16 protein-coding genes are annotated in these 15,592 nt (G+C 61.8%); 7 read left to right on the top strand and 9 right to left on the bottom strand.

All coding sequences use genetic code 11. The annotated features are described in order from the left end of the window. Window positions 1–38: 38 nt before the first annotated feature. From ACQ4MS_RS01025 to ACQ4MS_RS01015, 3 genes are all read right to left on the bottom strand, one after another. A complete protein-coding gene (locus ACQ4MS_RS01025) occupies window positions 39–848 on the bottom strand; it encodes an ATP-binding cassette domain-containing protein (protein ID WP_431097146.1) in 810 nt (269 codons plus the stop codon). After that, window positions 848–1,804 (bottom strand): ABC transporter permease, encoded by a 957-nt coding sequence (locus ACQ4MS_RS01020; protein WP_431097144.1) that lies wholly within the window; start codon window positions 1,802–1,804, stop codon window positions 848–850. The genes ACQ4MS_RS01025 and ACQ4MS_RS01020 overlap by 1 nt, the downstream gene beginning before the upstream one ends. Window positions 1,805–1,895: 91 nt before the next feature. After that, a complete protein-coding gene (locus tag ACQ4MS_RS01015) occupies window positions 1,896–2,885 on the bottom strand; it encodes a substrate-binding domain-containing protein (RefSeq protein WP_431097143.1) in 990 nt (329 codons plus the stop codon). Window positions 2,886–3,056: 171 nt separating this feature from the next. On the opposite strand from ACQ4MS_RS01015, the gene ACQ4MS_RS01010 reads away from it, so the two are divergent. From ACQ4MS_RS01010 to ACQ4MS_RS01000, 3 genes are all read left to right on the top strand, one after another. Then, window positions 3,057–4,037, top strand: coding sequence for a PfkB family carbohydrate kinase (locus tag ACQ4MS_RS01010; RefSeq protein WP_431097142.1), 981 nt, complete (start codon window positions 3,057–3,059; stop codon window positions 4,035–4,037). 115 nt (window positions 4,038–4,152) lie between these two features. Beyond that, window positions 4,153–5,475: an aromatic ring-hydroxylating dioxygenase subunit alpha gene (locus ACQ4MS_RS01005; RefSeq protein ID WP_431097141.1), complete on the top strand. Its 1,323-nt coding sequence runs from the start codon at window positions 4,153–4,155 to the stop codon at window positions 5,473–5,475. 29 nt (window positions 5,476–5,504) lie between these two features. Then, window positions 5,505–5,978 carry an aromatic-ring-hydroxylating dioxygenase subunit beta gene (locus tag ACQ4MS_RS01000; RefSeq protein WP_431099508.1) on the top strand — a complete coding sequence of 158 codons (474 nt, stop codon included), beginning with the start codon at window positions 5,505–5,507 and terminating at the stop codon, window positions 5,976–5,978. A 26-nt stretch (window positions 5,979–6,004) separates the two neighbouring features. On the opposite strand, the gene ACQ4MS_RS00995 is transcribed toward ACQ4MS_RS01000, so the two are convergent. The 3 genes from ACQ4MS_RS00995 to tsaE form a co-directional block, all read right to left on the bottom strand. Then, window positions 6,005–6,223: a glycine zipper 2TM domain-containing protein gene (locus tag ACQ4MS_RS00995; protein WP_431097140.1), complete on the bottom strand. Its 219-nt coding sequence runs from the start codon at window positions 6,221–6,223 to the stop codon at window positions 6,005–6,007. Window positions 6,224–6,426: 203 nt separating this feature from the next. After that, window positions 6,427–7,818, bottom strand: a complete 1,392-nt coding sequence (locus ACQ4MS_RS00990; protein ID WP_431097139.1) for an N-acetylmuramoyl-L-alanine amidase — start codon at window positions 7,816–7,818, stop codon at window positions 6,427–6,429. Further along, window positions 7,815–8,318 (bottom strand): tRNA (adenosine(37)-N6)-threonylcarbamoyltransferase complex ATPase subunit type 1 TsaE, encoded by a 504-nt coding sequence (gene tsaE, locus ACQ4MS_RS00985; protein WP_431097137.1) that lies wholly within the window; start codon window positions 8,316–8,318, stop codon window positions 7,815–7,817. The genes ACQ4MS_RS00990 and tsaE overlap by 4 nt, the downstream gene beginning before the upstream one ends. Window positions 8,319–8,333: 15 nt before the next feature. On the opposite strand from tsaE, the gene queG reads away from it, so the two are divergent. Then, window positions 8,334–9,386, top strand: coding sequence for a tRNA epoxyqueuosine(34) reductase QueG (gene queG / locus ACQ4MS_RS00980; RefSeq protein WP_431099507.1), 1,053 nt, complete (start codon window positions 8,334–8,336; stop codon window positions 9,384–9,386). Between the two features lie 112 nt (window positions 9,387–9,498). Here the strand turns inward: queG and ACQ4MS_RS00975 are convergent, their stop codons facing one another. Continuing rightward, complete coding sequence (locus ACQ4MS_RS00975) at window positions 9,499–10,404, bottom strand: AEC family transporter (protein WP_431099506.1); 906 nt, start codon at window positions 10,402–10,404, stop codon at window positions 9,499–9,501. Window positions 10,405–10,515: 111 nt separating this feature from the next. Between ACQ4MS_RS00975 and ACQ4MS_RS00970 the strand changes: the two genes are divergently transcribed. Both ACQ4MS_RS00970 and xerD read left to right on the top strand, forming a co-directional pair. Beyond that, the gene (locus ACQ4MS_RS00970; protein WP_431097136.1) at window positions 10,516–11,496 is read left to right on the top strand and encodes a tripartite tricarboxylate transporter substrate binding protein BugE; all 981 of its coding nucleotides are present in this window, start codon (window positions 10,516–10,518) and stop codon (window positions 11,494–11,496) included. An 88-nt stretch (window positions 11,497–11,584) separates the two neighbouring features. After that, window positions 11,585–12,487 (top strand): site-specific tyrosine recombinase XerD, encoded by a 903-nt coding sequence (gene xerD, locus ACQ4MS_RS00965; protein WP_431097135.1) that lies wholly within the window; start codon window positions 11,585–11,587, stop codon window positions 12,485–12,487. Window positions 12,488–12,692: 205 nt separating this feature from the next. Here xerD and ACQ4MS_RS00960 read toward each other — a convergent pair whose 3' ends face one another. Further along, the gene (locus ACQ4MS_RS00960) at window positions 12,693–13,973 is read right to left on the bottom strand and encodes a class I SAM-dependent methyltransferase (protein WP_431097133.1); all 1,281 of its coding nucleotides are present in this window, start codon (window positions 13,971–13,973) and stop codon (window positions 12,693–12,695) included. A 98-nt stretch (window positions 13,974–14,071) separates the two neighbouring features. Continuing rightward, window positions 14,072–14,887: a ferritin-like domain-containing protein gene (locus tag ACQ4MS_RS00955; protein WP_431099505.1), complete on the bottom strand. Its 816-nt coding sequence runs from the start codon at window positions 14,885–14,887 to the stop codon at window positions 14,072–14,074. A gap of 128 nt (window positions 14,888–15,015) precedes the next feature. Here ACQ4MS_RS00955 and ACQ4MS_RS00950 point away from each other — a divergent pair, with 128 nt between their 5' ends. Next, window positions 15,016–15,540 (top strand): gamma carbonic anhydrase family protein, encoded by a 525-nt coding sequence (locus ACQ4MS_RS00950; protein ID WP_431097131.1) that lies wholly within the window; start codon window positions 15,016–15,018, stop codon window positions 15,538–15,540. Window positions 15,541–15,592: the final 52 nt, after the last annotated feature.

Genomic DNA, 15,592 nt, shown 5'->3' with positions numbered 1-15,592 from the left:
GCGTAGTACACGCAGTGACAAGCGTGGGGGCTGATATTTCAGGCAAGCGCGGACTCCGGCAGTTCTTCGGCCGTCTTGGCGCCCGTCATCACGGCCACGGTGTCGCTCATGCTGATGGTCCTGGGATTGACGACCGCCGCACGGCGGCCCAGGCGCTGGATGTGGATGCGGTCGGCGATTTCAAACACGTGCGGCATGTTGTGGCTGATCAGGATGACGGGCAGGCCCTTGTCGCGCACCCGGCGAATCAGCTCCAGCACCATGTTGCCTTCTTTCACACCCAGGGCGGCCGTGGGTTCGTCCATGATGACCACATGCTGCGCAAAGGCGGCGGCGCGCGCCACGGCCACGCACTGGCGCTGGCCACCCGAAAGCGTTTCCACGGCTTGCGTCATCGAACGGATCCCGACCTTGAGTTCCTGCATGCGGGCAATCGCCTGCTCCAGCATCTTCTTCTTGTCGAGCAGGCGCAGGCATCGCCCCAGGGTCCCGGGCTTGAGGAGTTCGCGGCCCAGGAAGAGGTTCTCCGCAATGCTCATGGCAGGGGCTACGGCCAGGTCCTGGTAGACGGTCTCGATCCCGGCGCGGCGCGCATCGATGGGGGACTTGAAGCGTATCGGCTTGCCGTCAAGCAACAGCTCACCTTCGTCGGGCACGGTGGCACCGGACAAAGCCTTGATCAGCGAGGATTTTCCGGCGCCGTTGTCTCCGATCACGGCCAGGATCTCGCCGGCACGCAATTCGAAGTCAGTGCCGTCCAGCGCGGTGACCTGGCCGTAGCGCTTGACCAGTCCCCTGGCTTGCATGATCAAAGGTGCGGGTGTGTGGAGGGGCGTTGAGGTGTTCATCAGCGTGGCCCTTTACGCGACATCTGGTCGGCCGCGACCGCAAGAATCACCAGAATGCCGGTAATCAGAGTCTGGTAGACGGAGGCAACCCCCATCAGGGTCAGGCCATTGCGGAACACGCCTACAATCACCGCGCCCACGAGTGTGCCCAGAATGATGCCGCGTCCGCCAAACAGGCTGGTGCCGCCCAGCACCACGGCGGTGATGGCATCCAGGTTTTCGGTCTGCCCGGCATTCGGGTCACCGACGCCGGTGCGCGCCACCGACAGGAGCGCGGCGATGCCGTAAAAAAGGCCAGCCAGTGCATAGACAGCTACCAGCACGCGGTCAACCCGGATGCCGGTCAGCCGTGCGGCTTCGGCGTTATTGCCCACGGCATACAGGTGACGGCCCGGCGCAGTATCCCGCAAGACAAACCATGCCAGCAGGTACAGGCCAATCATGGCGACGGTTCCGAGGCTGACCTCCGTGCTGCCCAGATTGAAGGTGTTACCCAGCGCGGTCAATTCCGTCGGGAGGTTGGAAACGATTTGCGCGTTGGAGTAAATCTGGGTGATCGCAAATGCGATATTCAGTGTGCCCAGCGTCACGATGAAAGGAGGCAGTTTGATGCGGGTGACCAGCAAGCCGTTGAGGAGGCCGAAGCCGGTCGTGACGGCCAGGCCGCAGGCAATGGCCAGGTAGGGGTCGATGCCGTAATTCACGGCGACCTTGGTCATCACCATGCCGCCCAATGCCATCACCATGCCGCAGGACAGGTCAATGCCCGCCGTCAGGATGATCAGGGTCTGCCCAATGGCCAGCACGCCGACGACCATCACCTGCTGCAGCACCAGGGACAGGTTTTCACCGGTCAGGAAGCGGTCTGACTGGGTGGTAAAAAAAATGCAGGTGGCCAGCAAGGCCAGCCAGGGGCCGAGAGCCCCCCAGGGTATATGACGTGAAGACAGGTTCATCGGTAAAGGCCCAGGATGAAGAAATAATATTGTCATCCCGCAGCCGGTCCGGTGCGGGATGACGGGCGGCTAGCGGCAAGCGCCTGGCCGATTACTTCGCACCCCAGCAAAGGTCCAGGCCCGTCTTGGTGTCCTTGCTGTCTACGCCCGGGAGGGCTTTCGCCGAGACAAGGGTCACGCCGGTATCGGTGTAACCCGAAGCCTTTTTGCCGTCTTTGGCGTAGCTGACACCCGCTGCCACGCCGAGTGCCGCCATGGTCAGCGGGTATTGCTGCGACGTGGCGGTGATGATGCCGGCCGCAGTGTCCTTGATGCCCTGGCAGCCACCATCGACCGAGACAATGGTCACGCCTTTTTCCTTGCCGGCCTTTTTCAGCGCATTGAACGCACCTGCGGCCGCAGGTTCGTTGATGGTGTAGACCACATTGATGTCGGGATTTTTCTGCAGGCAGTTTTCCATGGCCGTCTGGCTCTTGGCCCGGTCACCAAAACCGTCGGCCATGCAGACCACGGCTGCGTCTTTGGACAACTCGTTGGATTTTGCGTCTGCTGCGGGCAGACCGAACCCCTTCATGAACCCGTTGTGGCGCTGAGCTCCCACCGGATGGCCTGGGAACAGGTCGATCGTGACAATCCTGGCGGGTTTGCCGGCCATAGCTGCCTTCGCGTACTGCCCGATCAAAACACCGGCTTTGTAATTGTCGGTGGCGAACAGGGCATCGGCGCCTTCAAAAGGGCTGTCCAGTGCAATCACCTGCACGCCTTTGGCCTGGAGTTTTTTGACGGTAGGGCTGATGGCATCGCCGCTGGCGGTGATCAAGATGGTTTTGGCGCCGCCGGCCGCCATGTTTTCCAGCGCGGTGATCTGCCCTGCGGTATCACCGTCCGATTTGCCGGCGGCGGTCAGCAGCTTGGCGCCGAGCTTTTTGGCCTCGGCTTCAGCGCCTTCCTTCATCTTGACGAAGAAGGGGTTGGTCTCGGTTTTGGTGATCAAGCCGATCACAGGCTCGCCCGCTGCAAAGGCCGATGTTGCGGCCAGCGCAAGGCCGGACAACGCCAAGAGGGTGGTGGTCTTTTTCATCAAAATTGTCTCCTTGTTGAATCGACGTTCCAGGCTGGTAGGGCGCTGGGGAATCGCGGGAAAGTACCCATGAACGATGGGCTCTGGTGAACTATAGTGGGGCTTGACTTATTAAATCAAGTTGTTTTAGTTATGGATTACCCTGAGATTATGGAAAACCCTGGGAAAAAGGTGCAAGTTGCAACCGCCGGTGAAGCCTTGATTGACCTGATTGCTCAATCAGATGGACGTTATGAGCCTTGTCCAGGCGGCGCTGTGTTCAATCTGACACGTGCACTGGCACGACAGGGTGTCGATACCTTGTATCTCAATCCCCTGTCGCGGGATCGCTTTGGCCGCCAGCTAGCGGCAGCATTGACCGGTGACGGTGTGCGGCTGGCCTGTCCACAGCCGGTGGCGCAAAGCACCTCGCTGGCGGTGGTGGGACTGGATGACGCAGGCCATCCCGACTATGTTTTTTACCGGCAGGACGTGGCGGACCGTGCGGTCACGGCGGACAGCCTGATCGAGTCGTGCAATCGTGTTCCCGCGCTGGAGATGGTGTACACCGGCGCGCTGGCCCTCGCACCGGAAGATGCCGGCCGTTACCTTCCGTGGTTGCGTGCCCGGCATCAGGCCGGCAGCGTGGTGGTGGTCGATGCTAACCTGCGGCCGTCGGTCATGCCGGACCTGCAGGCCTACAGGCACAACGTGCACGCCGCACTGCAGCATGCGGATGTGGTCAAGGTCAGCGATGAAGACCTGGAAAACCTGGAGATACCTGGCACTGATGTTTTTGCGCGGGCGCAGCATCTGCTCGGCGCGAGCGGTGCCAGTTTGCTGGTTCTGACCTTGGGGCCGCATGGAGCTTGCCTGCTGACAAGCGATGGGCGGCAGTGGCGCGCACGCGAATCCCGGTCATTGGCGGTGGTGGATACCGTGGGGGCGGGCGACTGTTTCCTCGCCGGCTTCATGGCAGCCTTGCTGGCGCAAAAAAGCAGTGTTGCCCGCACCGGCGCTCTGCCGGCGCTGCCGGACGATGCCGCAGGGCGCAACTTGCTGGTCCACGCGGTGGCCAGCGCCAGCCTGTGTGTCATGCGGCGCGGCTGTGTGCCTCCGACCGGGGCAGAAGTGCAGGCCAGGATTGGGCAGGCAACCTGCGTATTTGACTGACGGGTGGGGACGCCGCCGCGGTGAAAAGCAGGGAAAGAAGCCGGAGATCGTAAGTAAGCGTATTATCTGTCCAAAGCCTGTGCGCAGGTGCGCTGCGGGCCCCGGAGACATTGAGATGAACGCACCCCAAACCCTGTCACGTTGGAGCAATCCCGGCTCCAGCCGCGTGCCCTTCTGGGCCTACACCGATGCGCAGCTCTACCAGCGTGAGCTGGAAAGAATCTTTTACGGCGCGCACTGGTGTTACGTCGGTCTTGAGGCCGAGGTTCCCAATGTGGGCGACTACAAGCTGAGCTACGTCGGCGAACGCCAGGTGCTGATGGTGCGGGATCGCGTTGCCCCTAAAGACCGGGCGACTGACCATGGCATGCGTGTGGTGGAAAACCGTTGTGCCCACCGCGGCGTGCGCTTTTGTCAGAACCCGCAAGGCAACGCGCGCAGCTTTGTGTGCCCTTATCACCAGTGGACCTACAAGCTCAACGGCGACCTGGCGGGACTGCCTTTCAAGGACGGCGTGAAAGAGGATGATTGCGTCAATGGCGGCATGCCCGAAGGGTTCGACCTCAAGGATCACGGGCTCACCAAGCTGCGTGTGGCGGTGCTGCATGGCCTGGTGTTTGCGACGTTCAGCGACGCCACCGAGCCGCTGGAAGACTACCTCGGCCCGCAGCTCATGCCGTGGATAGACCGTATTTTCAAAGGCCCGGAAGGGGCACGCAAACTGACGCTGCTGGGCTACAACCGCCAGCGCATTCCAGGCAACTGGAAGTTGATGATGGAAAACATCAAGGATCCCTATCACCCCGGTCTGCTGCACACCTGGTTTGTCACCTTCGGCCTCTGGCGGGCCGACCAGAAAAGCCGCATGGTGATGGACGGGCAGGGCCGTCATGCCGTGATGATCTCGCGCCGCAACGAGGGCGGAGAGAACGCTGCCGTGACCGAAGGCGTGACCTCCTTTAAGGCCAACATGGCCCTGCATGACGACCGCTTGCTGGACGTGGTGCCCGAGCCGTGGTGGAAGGTGCCCGACCCGTCCAATCCCGGCAGCGACATCACGCCCACGGTCACCATGATCACACTGTTTCCCAGCCTGATCATCCAGCAGCAGGTTAATTCGCTCAGCACCCGCCACATCGTGCCGCGCGGACAGGGTGAGTTTGATTTCATCTGGACGCACTTCGGCTTTGCCGACGACACGCCCGAAATGACGCAGCGCCGCCTGCGCCAGGCCAACCTGTTCGGCCCGGCCGGTTTTGTCAGTGCGGACGACGGGGAAGTGATCGAGTTCAGCCAGGCCGGCTTCGCCCAGGCCGGTGACAGCGGGTCGACCTTGTGCGAACTGGGCGGTACCGGCACCGAGATGACGGAGCACATGGTGACTGAAACCCTGATCCGCAGCATGTACGCCTACTGGAAGAAAGTCATGGGCCTATGACATCGAACGAACAAGGGCTGCAGCGCCTGATGCTGCAACTTGAGGTGGACCAGCTCAATGCGGCCTATGCGGCGGCGCTGGACGGCAAACATTTTGAAGAGTGGCCGGAATTTTTCGTGGAGGAAGGGCGATACAAGGTCCAGGCCCGCGAGAATTTTGACCGCGGCCTGCCGCTGGCCCTGATGGCACTGGAAAGCCGGGGCATGATGAAAGACCGGGTGTACGGCGTTACCCAGACGATTTACCACGGCCCTTATTACATGCGCCACATCGTCAGCCCGGCGCGCATTGTGTCGCAGGTTGATTCGGCGGAAGGGCAACTTATCAACGCCGAGGCGAACTATGCGGTTTTTCGCACCAAGCCGGGCAGCGTGAGCGAGGTTTATAACGTCGGCCGTTATATCGACGAACTCATCAAAAAAGACGGCCTCCTGAAATTCAGGAGCCGTCTTTGTGTGTACGACAGCGAGATGATCCTCAACTCGCTGATCTATCCCGTCTGAGTGAGCTGGCGTAGGCCAGCCTTCGGTCAGCGTTTTTTGCCGACTTCATTTCCGATCAGTGCGCCAGCGGCTGCGCCCCCCACAGTGCCGAGGGTAGTGCCGAACACGGCATTGCCCATCACACCGCCAGCGACAGCGCCAACACCTGTCCCGATTTGCGCATTGGTAGGGCTGGTGCTGCAGCCGGTCAAGCCTATCAATGCTGCTGCTGCTGCTGCCGTTGACATCAAAAGTTTCGTGTTCATATTGTTTACCTTTGCTAGGAATCCAGGCTTTTGCTCCTGACATCCACACCGGGATGCCTTGAGTTGCCTGTGATCACAATGTAGGGGGATGAGCCGCCGCGGGGGTGTAGGAGAAAGCCACCGGGAACTGTCGTCTCGCTGCGGCCATGGCAGTGGGCATTCGGCCGTACACGCATTGACAGCGTGAGCCGATGAGCCGCAAATTACACGGCCCGGTTGCGCGCCAACGGAGGGTTTTTGGCGAAGTACCGTGTGATACCGCGCATCAACGCGTCAGCCAGCTGTATCTGGTAGTCGTCACTGCGCAGCCTGGCTTCTTCATCCGGGTTGCTGATGAAAGCCGTTTCTACCAGCACGCTGGGAATGTCGGGTGCTTTTAATACCGCAAAACCGGCTTGCTCCACCTTCGGTTTGTGCAGCTTGCCGACGTTGCCGATCTCGCCCAGCATGGCGCTGCCGAGTTTCAGGCTGTCATTGATTTGCGCTGTGGTGCTCATGTCCAACAGCGCTTTCTGCACCTGTGCGTCTTTGGCTTTGACGTTGACGCCCCCGACCAGGTCGGCCGAGTTTTCCTTGTCGGCGATCCAGCGCGCAGCGCTGCTGGAGGCGCCTTTTTCGCTGAGCGCGAAGACGCTCGCCCCCTGCGGCCGGGCGGTGAAGAATGCGTCGGCATGAATGCTGATGAAAAGGTCGGCCTGTACGCGCCGCGCCTTCTGCACGCGGATGTGCAGAGGGACAAAAAAATCAGCATCCCGCGTGAGGTAGGCGCGCATGTTGGGCTGCTGGTTGATGCGGTCGCGCAGGCGGTGGGCAATTTGCAGCACCACGTCTTTTTCGCGCGTGCCGCCGGGGCCGACGGCGCCTGGGTCTTCACCGCCATGGCCTGGGTCCAGCGCCACGATGACAAGCCGGTCGGTCTTGTTTTTTGCGGTGGCCGCTGCTTCCGGCGCGGTTTTGCCGCTCGCCGCGCCGGGTAGTTTGCTGTCGGCCTGTTTGCCAGTGCCAGGGGCACCTGAAGCGGCATGCGACGGCGGTTTTTCCGATTGCCGTGCGATCAGGTCGCCGAGGGGGTCGTTGCCAGAAGCCGTTCCGGAACTCGCGGGCGGGCTGCTTCCGGGTTGCCTGTCCGCAAGCTTTTCCGCGATCAGGGCTTCCAGCGGATCGGCGACTTGAGTCGGGTACAGGTCAAATACCAGGCGGTACTGGTAAGCCGCCACCGGGGGGAGGGTGAACACCTGCGGAAGAATGGGTTGCTTGAGGTCTATCACCAGCCGCACCACGCCGGGTGCGTTTTGCCCGACCCGGATGCCGGAGATATTCGGGTCGTCGGACTTCACCTTGGCGACCAGCTCGCGCAGGGCCGGGATCAGGTCAATGCCTTCGATGTCAACCGCCAGGCGAGGTGGCTCGGCGATAAAAAATTGGCGCGCCTTGATTTCACCGTCGGACTCGATGGTGAGCCGCGTGTAGTCCTTGGACGGCCAGACGCGCACCGCCACGATGGTGGCGCCGCGTGCGATGTGCTGCACGCCCAGCAGCAGCACTACGCTGCCCAGCTGCAGGGCGCTTCGGCGGTTCAAGGGCTGGCGGCTCATACCAGCAATTCCGCGCCTGCAGGCGTGTGGGCTGTCAGGGTGACGGTACGGGCATCGTCCGGCAGGACTTCCAGGCGCAGGAGCAGGTCGGGTTGCGGCAGATGCGGACCGGCCTTTTCCGGCCACTCGACAAGCTTGAGGCCTGTGCTGGCAAAGATGTCGCGGAACCCGGCTTCTTCCCACTCGCGCGGGTCGTTGAATCGGTAAAAGTCAAAGTGCCAGATGTTCATGCCGGCATTCCGGCCAGCCTCCAGGGTGTAGGGCTCCACCACCGCGTAGGTGGGACTTTTGATCCGGCCCTCCACGCCCAGGCTCTTGAGCAGGTGGCGTACAAAAGTGGTTTTGCCGGCGCCAAGATCGCCCTGCAACTCAATGAGCACGCGGCCGATGGCGGGATGGTTCGCCAAGGCCTGCGCGAACATTGCCGTGGCGGCCTCATCAGGCCAGGCAATGTTTTTTACAATCAGCGGGTGTCCGCCGGCAACTCTTTGAACAGTCATCAATTCGTTTCTCAAATTCAAACTTGGGCGCGCGAGCTTGGATTTTCGCAAATTGGCATTGCCGGTGTCGATTTATCGTCGGCTGAGCCCGGATTATCGGCCTGGCTGGCGGCAGGCTTTCATGGTGACATGCATTACATGGCCGCGCATGGACTCAAACGGGCCCGTCCGGCCGAGCTGATACCGGGCACTGTGAGCGTCATCACAGCCCGGATGGATTACCTGCCGGCCTCGACTGCCGCCGCACCGGGAGAATGGCAGGCTATTGAGTTCAGCCGCCTCGAGCGCCCGGCCGAAGGAATTGTGTCGGTGTACGCGCGTGGCCGCGACTATCACAAGATCCTGCGCGGCCGGCTGCAAAAACTCAGTGAGCGCATTTCCAGCCATGTAGGCCAGCTGGGCCACCGCGCCTTCACTGATTCCGCACCCGTGCTGGAAGCTGAGCTCGCCGCCCGCAGCGGCCAGGGATGGCGCGGCAAGCACACCTTGCTGCTCAATCGCGAAGCGGGGTCCATGTTCTTCCTCGGCGAAATCTATGTCGATATTTCTCTGCCGCCCAGTGAACCCGTGACGCCGCATTGCGGCTCCTGCCAGGCCTGCATTGACGTATGCCCGACGCAGGCGATCATCGCGCCCCACAAGCTGGATGCCCGGCGTTGCATCTCTTACCTCACCATCGAGCATGCAGGCCCGATTCCGCTGGAATTCCGCCCCCTGATGGGCAACCGTATCTATGGCTGCGACGACTGCCAGCTGATATGCCCCTGGAACAAATTCGCCCAACGCAGTGCCTTGCCTGATTTTGATGAGCGCAGCGGTTTGACCGGCATGCAGCTGGTCACCCTGTTTGACTGGACGGAGGAAGCGTTTCTGCGATTCACCGAAGGAAGCCCGATCCGGCGCATTGGCCATGAACGCTGGCTGCGTAACGTTGCCGTGGCAATGGGCAATGCCCTGCATGCCCTGGATCCGGCGGCAGGAATGCCTCTGCGCGAGGCTTTGGCGAGGCGTGCCGACTGTTCCAGCGAACTGGTCAGGGAGCACGTGGCATGGGCTTTAGGGCAATAACTTTGAATGAAATTGGCCTTCAGCCCTTTTTAAATGGGCGCAAGTAGCTATTAAATTAATAGCAAATCCTGATTCACCGGAATCGGCGAGGTAACCGCTGGCTGATGCCCTCTCACCGCAGCAAGCCCAGCGCAAAGGGCAGGCTGACGACGCCGAGCATCGTCGACAGCGTCACCAAACCCGCCACGTAGCCGCCGTTGTAGCCCATGCGCGCCGCCAGCACATAGGCACTGGATGCGGTGGGCAGCGCGGAAAACGCCAGCAGGATGGTGGTTTGCGTCATTGACAACCCAAAGGCTTTGGAAAGGCCAAGCGCGACGAGGGGCAGCAGCAAGTGGCGTATTGACAGCACTGCCACCGCCAGCGTTTTGGCCTGTGTCAGGTGGCCGAACTGCATGCCGGCGCCAGCAGCCATCAGGCCCAGGGCCAGTGAGGCGGCGCCAATGCGGGTCACGGTAGGTTCCAGCCAGACGGGCATGGTAAAGCCCAGCAGGTTGGCTGCGAGGCCCGTGGCGGTGGCCAGGATCAGCGGGTTGCGCACCAGCTCCCCAACGAACCCGCGCTGCGCGTGCCGGGCCATGGGCCACACGGCAGCCACGTTGAAAAGAGGCACGCATACGCCAATCAGTACCGCGATCAGCTGCACCCCCTGGCTTCCGCCCAGCCGCTCGGCCAGCGCCAGGGCGATGAATGAGTTGAAGCGAAAGGCCACCTGCGCGCTGGCGGCGTGTTCGCGCGCATCAATATACCTGCCGATCCAGGGCAGGTACGGCAGGCTATAGGCCATGAGGATGCCCGCCATCCCCATGAGGATGCCGGCGCCTATCAGGCTGGAGGTAGCGCCCAGGTCCAGCGGGCTTTTCACGATGGAGTGAAACAGCAGCACTGGAAATAAAAAGTAATAAACCAGGCTTTCAACCTGCTCCCATACCGTGCGGTTGAGGGCGGTGTATCGGCAGACCAGATAGCCGCAGACGATGAGGGAGAAATCGGGGAAAAGAAGCTGCGCGTAGTTCACCCCGGCGAGAATAACCGTAATCCCTTGGGGTTTGCCCTTATGCGTAATCCACAACTGCGGGGCATAGCTCTTGCGATTACCATTTCTGCTGTTTTTATTGAAGGACTGAACATGCAACGTCGTCATCTGTTTGCCTATTCCGTGGTGTCCGCGCTTGCGCTAGGCGCTGCCGCGGGCCCCGCTCTGGCGCAGGGCTATCCCAACAAGGTGGTCAAGCTGGTGGTGCCCTTCGCGCCAGGCGGCACCACTGATATCGTCGCCCGTGTCATCTCCGAGCCTCTGGGCAAGGCGCTGGGCCAGAACGTGATCGTCGAGAACCGCGCCGGCGGCGGTGGCGTCGTGGGCGCGCTCGAGACATCCCGCGCCGCTCCTGACGGGTATGCGCTGGGCGTGGCCACGGTCTCCACCACCGCAGCCAATCCGGCCATCAACGCCAAGATCCCGTACAACACGCTGACGGACTTCACGCCCATCATCAATATCGCGGCAACGCCCAACATCATTGCGGTACACCCGAGCTTTCCAGCGCGCAACTACAAGGAATTTGTGGCTGAGCTCAAGAAAAATCCGGGCAAGTATTCCTACTCGTCTTCAGGCACGGGCGGCATTGGCCACCTGCAGATGGAGCTCTTCAAGAGCATGTCGGGCACCTTCATAACGCACATTCCCTACCGCGGTGCGGGTCCCGCCCTGAACGACACGGTGGCGGGCCAGGTACCCATGATTTTCGACAACCTGCCATCGGCACTGCCATTCATCCAGCAAAAGCGCCTGATTCCCATTGTGGTGGCAGCGCCGCAGCGCCTGGCCGTGCTGCCGGATATTCCGACCTTCAAGGAAGTGGGCATGGAGCCTGCGAACCGCATGGCCTACTACGGCATCATCGGCCCCAAGGGGCTGCCGAAGGAGGTGATCGACAAGGTCAGTGCCGGCGTGAAGAAGTCGCTGGAGGATCCGGCGATACGCAAGCGCATCGAAGATACCGGTTCCCTGATCATCGCCAACACGCCCGAGCAATTCACGGCGCAGATCAAGGCCGAATTCGAGGTTTATAAAAAGGTGGTTGATTCCGCCAAACTCAAACTGGAGTAAGTCCGGTCCCGGTTCGCCCGGAGCGGGGCTTCCCGGCCAAGCCGTCGTGCGGTTGAATGCACGGCGGCTTTTTTGTTATGGTCATCCCATGCAACCAGAAAGCCAGTCCAGTATTGATGGGTTTATCGACGCCTTGTGGCTGGAGGATGGGCTGTCCAAAAATACGCTGGCAGCCTACCGCCGTGACCTGTCCTTGTACGCCGTCTGGCTCGCTGCCCGGGAGCAGGGGGCGCGCAAACTTGATGAGACCGTCGAAAACGATCTCAACCGCTATTTTTCCGCCAGGCATGCGGCGACCAAGGCCACCTCGGCCAACCGCCGCCTGACGGTGTTCAAACGCTATTTTCGCTGGGCGCTGCGTGAACGTTTCATCACGGCCGACCCAACGCTCAAGCTCCAATCGGCCAAGCAGGCATTGCGCGTTCCCAAGACCATGAGCGAAGCCCAGGTTGAGTCCCTGCTGGCTGCGCCCGATGTCCAAACCCCGCTGGGCCAGCGCGACCGCGCCATGCTGGAGCTGCTGTACGCCAGCGGCCTGCGCGTGAGTGAGCTCGTGGGGCTCAAGACCTTTCATGTCAGCCTCAATGAAGGCGTGCTGCGCATCATGGGCAAAGGCAGCAAGGAGCGCCTGGTGCCTTTCGGCCAGGTGGCGCGCGAATGGATCGTGCAGTACCTCGCTGATGCACGCTCCGCCATCCTGGGCGGGCAGCAGACCGACGACCTGTTTGTCACCGGCCACGGCAAGGGCATGAGCCGCGTGATGTTCTGGATGCTGGTGAAAAAGTATGCCCGGCTTGCGGGCATCAATTCGCCGCTGTCACCCCACACCTTGCGTCATGCGTTTGCCACGCACTTGCTGAATCACGGCGCCGATTTGCGCGCGGTGCAGATGCTGCTGGGGCATTCCGATATTTCCACCACCACGATTTATACCCATGTGGCACGTGAGCGGCTCAAAGCCTTGCACGCGCAGCATCATCCTCGGGGATAGTAGAGCCCCACGGTCGTTCGCTGCGCGTAACTCCCTGCCCCCGAGGGGCCGCCCGCCCTACGGCCCGGCAAAGCCGGTTCCGGGGCTCATGCTGGGTTTAAGAGGGGCACAACCAAGGGTGCCGCGGGACTGGCTTTGCCAGACCGCAGGCGCCGTCCCCTGCAAGGGGAAAAGGGCTACACGAAGTGAGCCCGATAGGGGTGTACTAATCCACCTGGGCAGCGGTGTACATGTAGTTTCTGTTGAAGGGGTAGCTGGACTGGGCGCCGGGGACAGATGTGTTGTGCACGTCGCCTGACGGCCGCGCGGCCAGCATCTGGTGCAGCGAGATCCAGCCCTGCTCGAAGCTCATCGCGCTGCCTGCCAGGTAGAGACGGTAGGCACGCAGTGTTTTCTCGGCGCGATCGGCTCCGCCGTCTCTGGCCAGCACCTGCCGTGCGTCGTCCAGCTTTGCTTCCAGCGCGTCAGACCAGTTCCACAGCGTACGTGCATAGTGGGGCCGCAGGTTTTCGGTGTCCACCATCTCCAGGCCGGCGCGCGACATGTGCTCCAGCACTGCGCTGATGTGCATCAGTTCGCCGCCCGGGAAGATGTATTTTTCGATGAAATCGCCCATACCCGCACCGAGCTGGCGGTTTTCCAGGCCGCCGGCGGTGATGCCATGGTTCATGACCAGGCCACCGGGCGCGAGCAGGCGCATGATCTTGCGGAAGTAGGCGGTCATGTTGGCATGGCCCACGTGCTCGAACATGCCCACTGAAGAGATTTTGTCGAAAGGCTGGTCTTCCGGCATGTCGCGGTAGTCGCGCAGCTCCATGCGCACGCGTCCGCTCAGGCCTTTTTCTTCGATCAGGCGCTGCACATGCGCGTGCTGGTTTTTCGACAGCGTGATGCCGGTGGCGTCGACGCCATAGTGCTCGGCAGCCCACAGAAGCAGCCCGCCCCAGCCCGCGCCTACGTCGAGGAAGCGTTCACCAGGCTTGAGCATGAGCTTGCGGCAGATGTGGTCCAGCTTGGCCTCCTGCGCCTGGGCCAGCGTCATCGAAGCATCGCGATAGTAGGCGCACGAATAAACCCGACGGGGATCGAGCCAGAGCGCATAGAAGGCGTCTGAGACGTCGTAGTGAAACTGGATTTGCGCCGCATCCCGCGCATGGGTGTGCGCGGCCATGGACTTGGCGCGGTGCAGCAGGGCAGACCACCAGCCGGTGTCGCTTTGTACGGGGTTGCCCGGCAACAGCTTGGTGACGGCACGCATCACGTCGCGCATGGCGCCTTCGAGCTGAAGCTTGCCCTCGACGTATTCCTCTGCCAGGGCACCGATCTGGCCGGCCTTGAGGCGGGCGATGCTGGACCAGTGGGAGAACGCGAGTTTGACGGGCGCGTTGGGTGCTCCCAGGCGCTGGCCTTGAGGCAGTTGAAGGGCGATGTCCGCGGGCAGGCGCGGCATTTGCGGCGGGACGTCTGGAACCAGGTGCCTGATCATGCGCAAACTCCTTTTTCAAGTGCTTACACAGTCTAGCGATCTTCGAAAAACCCTGCCGTCACAGAATGTAGGAAATCGCCCTGTTCTCCGCCCCCGGCCTAGGAGCCCAGGAGGGCCAGCTCGGCGTCATCAAAACCCGCCTGCCGCCTGGCGCCCAGGTTCAGGGGGCCTTTCAGCCGAGGGGCGCCATACTGCCGGGCCAACACCGCGTAGCTCGCCACCGGATCCAGCCCGCGCTGGGTGCAGAGGTGCCGGTACCACTGGTTGCCGATGGCGACATGGCCGATCTCGTCGCGCAAGATGATGTCCAGGATATCGACCGCCCGAAGCGCCTCGGGCGTGCCGACCTTGCGCAGCTTGGCCTGCATGGGCGGGGTAGCGTCCAGGCCCCTGGCTTCCAGGGTGCGCGGCACCAGCGCCATGCGCGCCAGCACGTCGCCCGCGGTTTTGGCGGTCATGTCCCACAGGCCCGTGTGCGCGGGAAAGTCGCCGTAGTCGTAGCCCATGGCCTGCAGGTGGGCGCGCAGCAGGCTGAAGTGATGGGCTTCCTCGGCCGCTACCTTGAGCCAGTCCAGGTAGTAGGCGCGCGGCATGCCGGCAAACCGCCATATCGCGTCCAGGGCCAGGTTGATGGCATTAAATTCAATATGGATCACCGCATGGAGCAGTGCTGCCAGGCCTTCATGCGTGAAGGGCGAGCGTTTCGGGACGTCGAGGTGGGAGCGCAGCTCGGGTCGGTCCGGGCAGCCGGGTAGGCCGGTGGGCGCCGGAAGTGGCTCGTCAATTGCTATCAAAAGAGTAGCTGCTTGCGCCCATAGTGCTTGGGTTAGAAGCACTTTTTCGCCTGAATCTCGCTCCAGCAGTGCGCGCAGCGCGTACTGGCGCAGTTCCGGGGGAGTCGGCGTAGGCTTCATAAGGGAATTGTCGGCGATACCGGTGGGCAAGGCGATGCAGGCGGGCACGCATGAAGTGGGCTCCTTACAATCGGGGCCAGGTCCGGACTTCTTTGTGGCCTTTGCTCCAACATCTTTCTACCAAACCCATGGCCATTTACCAACTCGATACGCTGACTCCCACCGTTCCAGCGTCCGCCTGGGTGGCCGACAATGCCCAGGTGATTGGCGACGTGCGGCTGGGCGAAGACTGCAGCGTCTGGTTTGGCGTAGTGATCCGCGGCGACACCGAAACGATTACCGTGGGCCGCGGCACCAATGTCCAGGACAACAGCGTGCTGCATGCCGACATGGGTGTTCCGCTTGTCATTGGCGAAGACGTCACTGTCGGCCACCAGGTCATGCTGCATGGCTGCACCATCGGCGACGGCTCGCTGATCGGCATCCAGGCGGTGGTACTCAATCACGCGAAAATCGGCAAAAACTGCCTGGTAGGTGCGGGCTCGGTAGTCACCGAAGGCAAGGAATTCCCGGACGGCTCCCTGATCATCGGGAGTCCGGCCAAGGCGGTGCGGCAGCTTTCCCCGGAGCAGATCGCGGGTTTAAAGATGATCGCGCAGCACTATATAGAAAATGCCCAGCGCTACAAGGCCGGGCTCAAGAAAATCGCCTGAACATCCAAGATGACTAAACCAAAACACTACGAGCAGAGCGCCAAAGCCGGCG

The sequence above is a fragment of the Polaromonas aquatica genome (assembly GCF_050626995.1).
Classification (GTDB): domain Bacteria; phylum Pseudomonadota; class Gammaproteobacteria; order Burkholderiales; family Burkholderiaceae_C; genus Polaromonas; species Polaromonas aquatica_A.
The sequence above is the reverse complement of the archived record's forward strand: the minus strand, read 5'-3'. Positions and strand labels throughout refer to the sequence as shown.

Coding starts and splice junctions, on each gene's coding strand:
- ACQ4MS_RS01025 (WP_431097146.1), bottom strand. CDS start 848: ATGAACACCTCAACGCCCCTCCACACACCCGCACCTTTGATCATGCAA.
- ACQ4MS_RS01020 (WP_431097144.1), bottom strand. CDS start 1,804: ATGAACCTGTCTTCACGTCATATACCCTGGGGGGCTCTCGGCCCCTGG.
- ACQ4MS_RS01015 (WP_431097143.1), bottom strand. CDS start 2,885: ATGAAAAAGACCACCACCCTCTTGGCGTTGTCCGGCCTTGCGCTGGCC.
- ACQ4MS_RS01005 (WP_431097141.1), top strand. CDS start 4,153: ATGAACGCACCCCAAACCCTGTCACGTTGGAGCAATCCCGGCTCCAGC.
- ACQ4MS_RS01000 (WP_431099508.1), top strand. CDS start 5,505: ATGCTGCAACTTGAGGTGGACCAGCTCAATGCGGCCTATGCGGCGGCG.
- ACQ4MS_RS00995 (WP_431097140.1), bottom strand. CDS start 6,223: ATGAACACGAAACTTTTGATGTCAACGGCAGCAGCAGCAGCAGCATTG.
- ACQ4MS_RS00990 (WP_431097139.1), bottom strand. CDS start 7,818: ATGAGCCGCCAGCCCTTGAACCGCCGAAGCGCCCTGCAGCTGGGCAGC.
- tsaE (WP_431097137.1), bottom strand. CDS start 8,318: ATGACTGTTCAAAGAGTTGCCGGCGGACACCCGCTGATTGTAAAAAAC.
- ACQ4MS_RS00970 (WP_431097136.1), top strand. CDS start 10,516: ATGCAACGTCGTCATCTGTTTGCCTATTCCGTGGTGTCCGCGCTTGCG.
- xerD (WP_431097135.1), top strand. CDS start 11,585: ATGCAACCAGAAAGCCAGTCCAGTATTGATGGGTTTATCGACGCCTTG.
- ACQ4MS_RS00960 (WP_431097133.1), bottom strand. CDS start 13,973: ATGATCAGGCACCTGGTTCCAGACGTCCCGCCGCAAATGCCGCGCCTG.
- ACQ4MS_RS00955 (WP_431099505.1), bottom strand. CDS start 14,887: ATGAAGCCTACGCCGACTCCCCCGGAACTGCGCCAGTACGCGCTGCGC.
- ACQ4MS_RS00950 (WP_431097131.1), top strand. CDS start 15,016: ATGGCCATTTACCAACTCGATACGCTGACTCCCACCGTTCCAGCGTCC.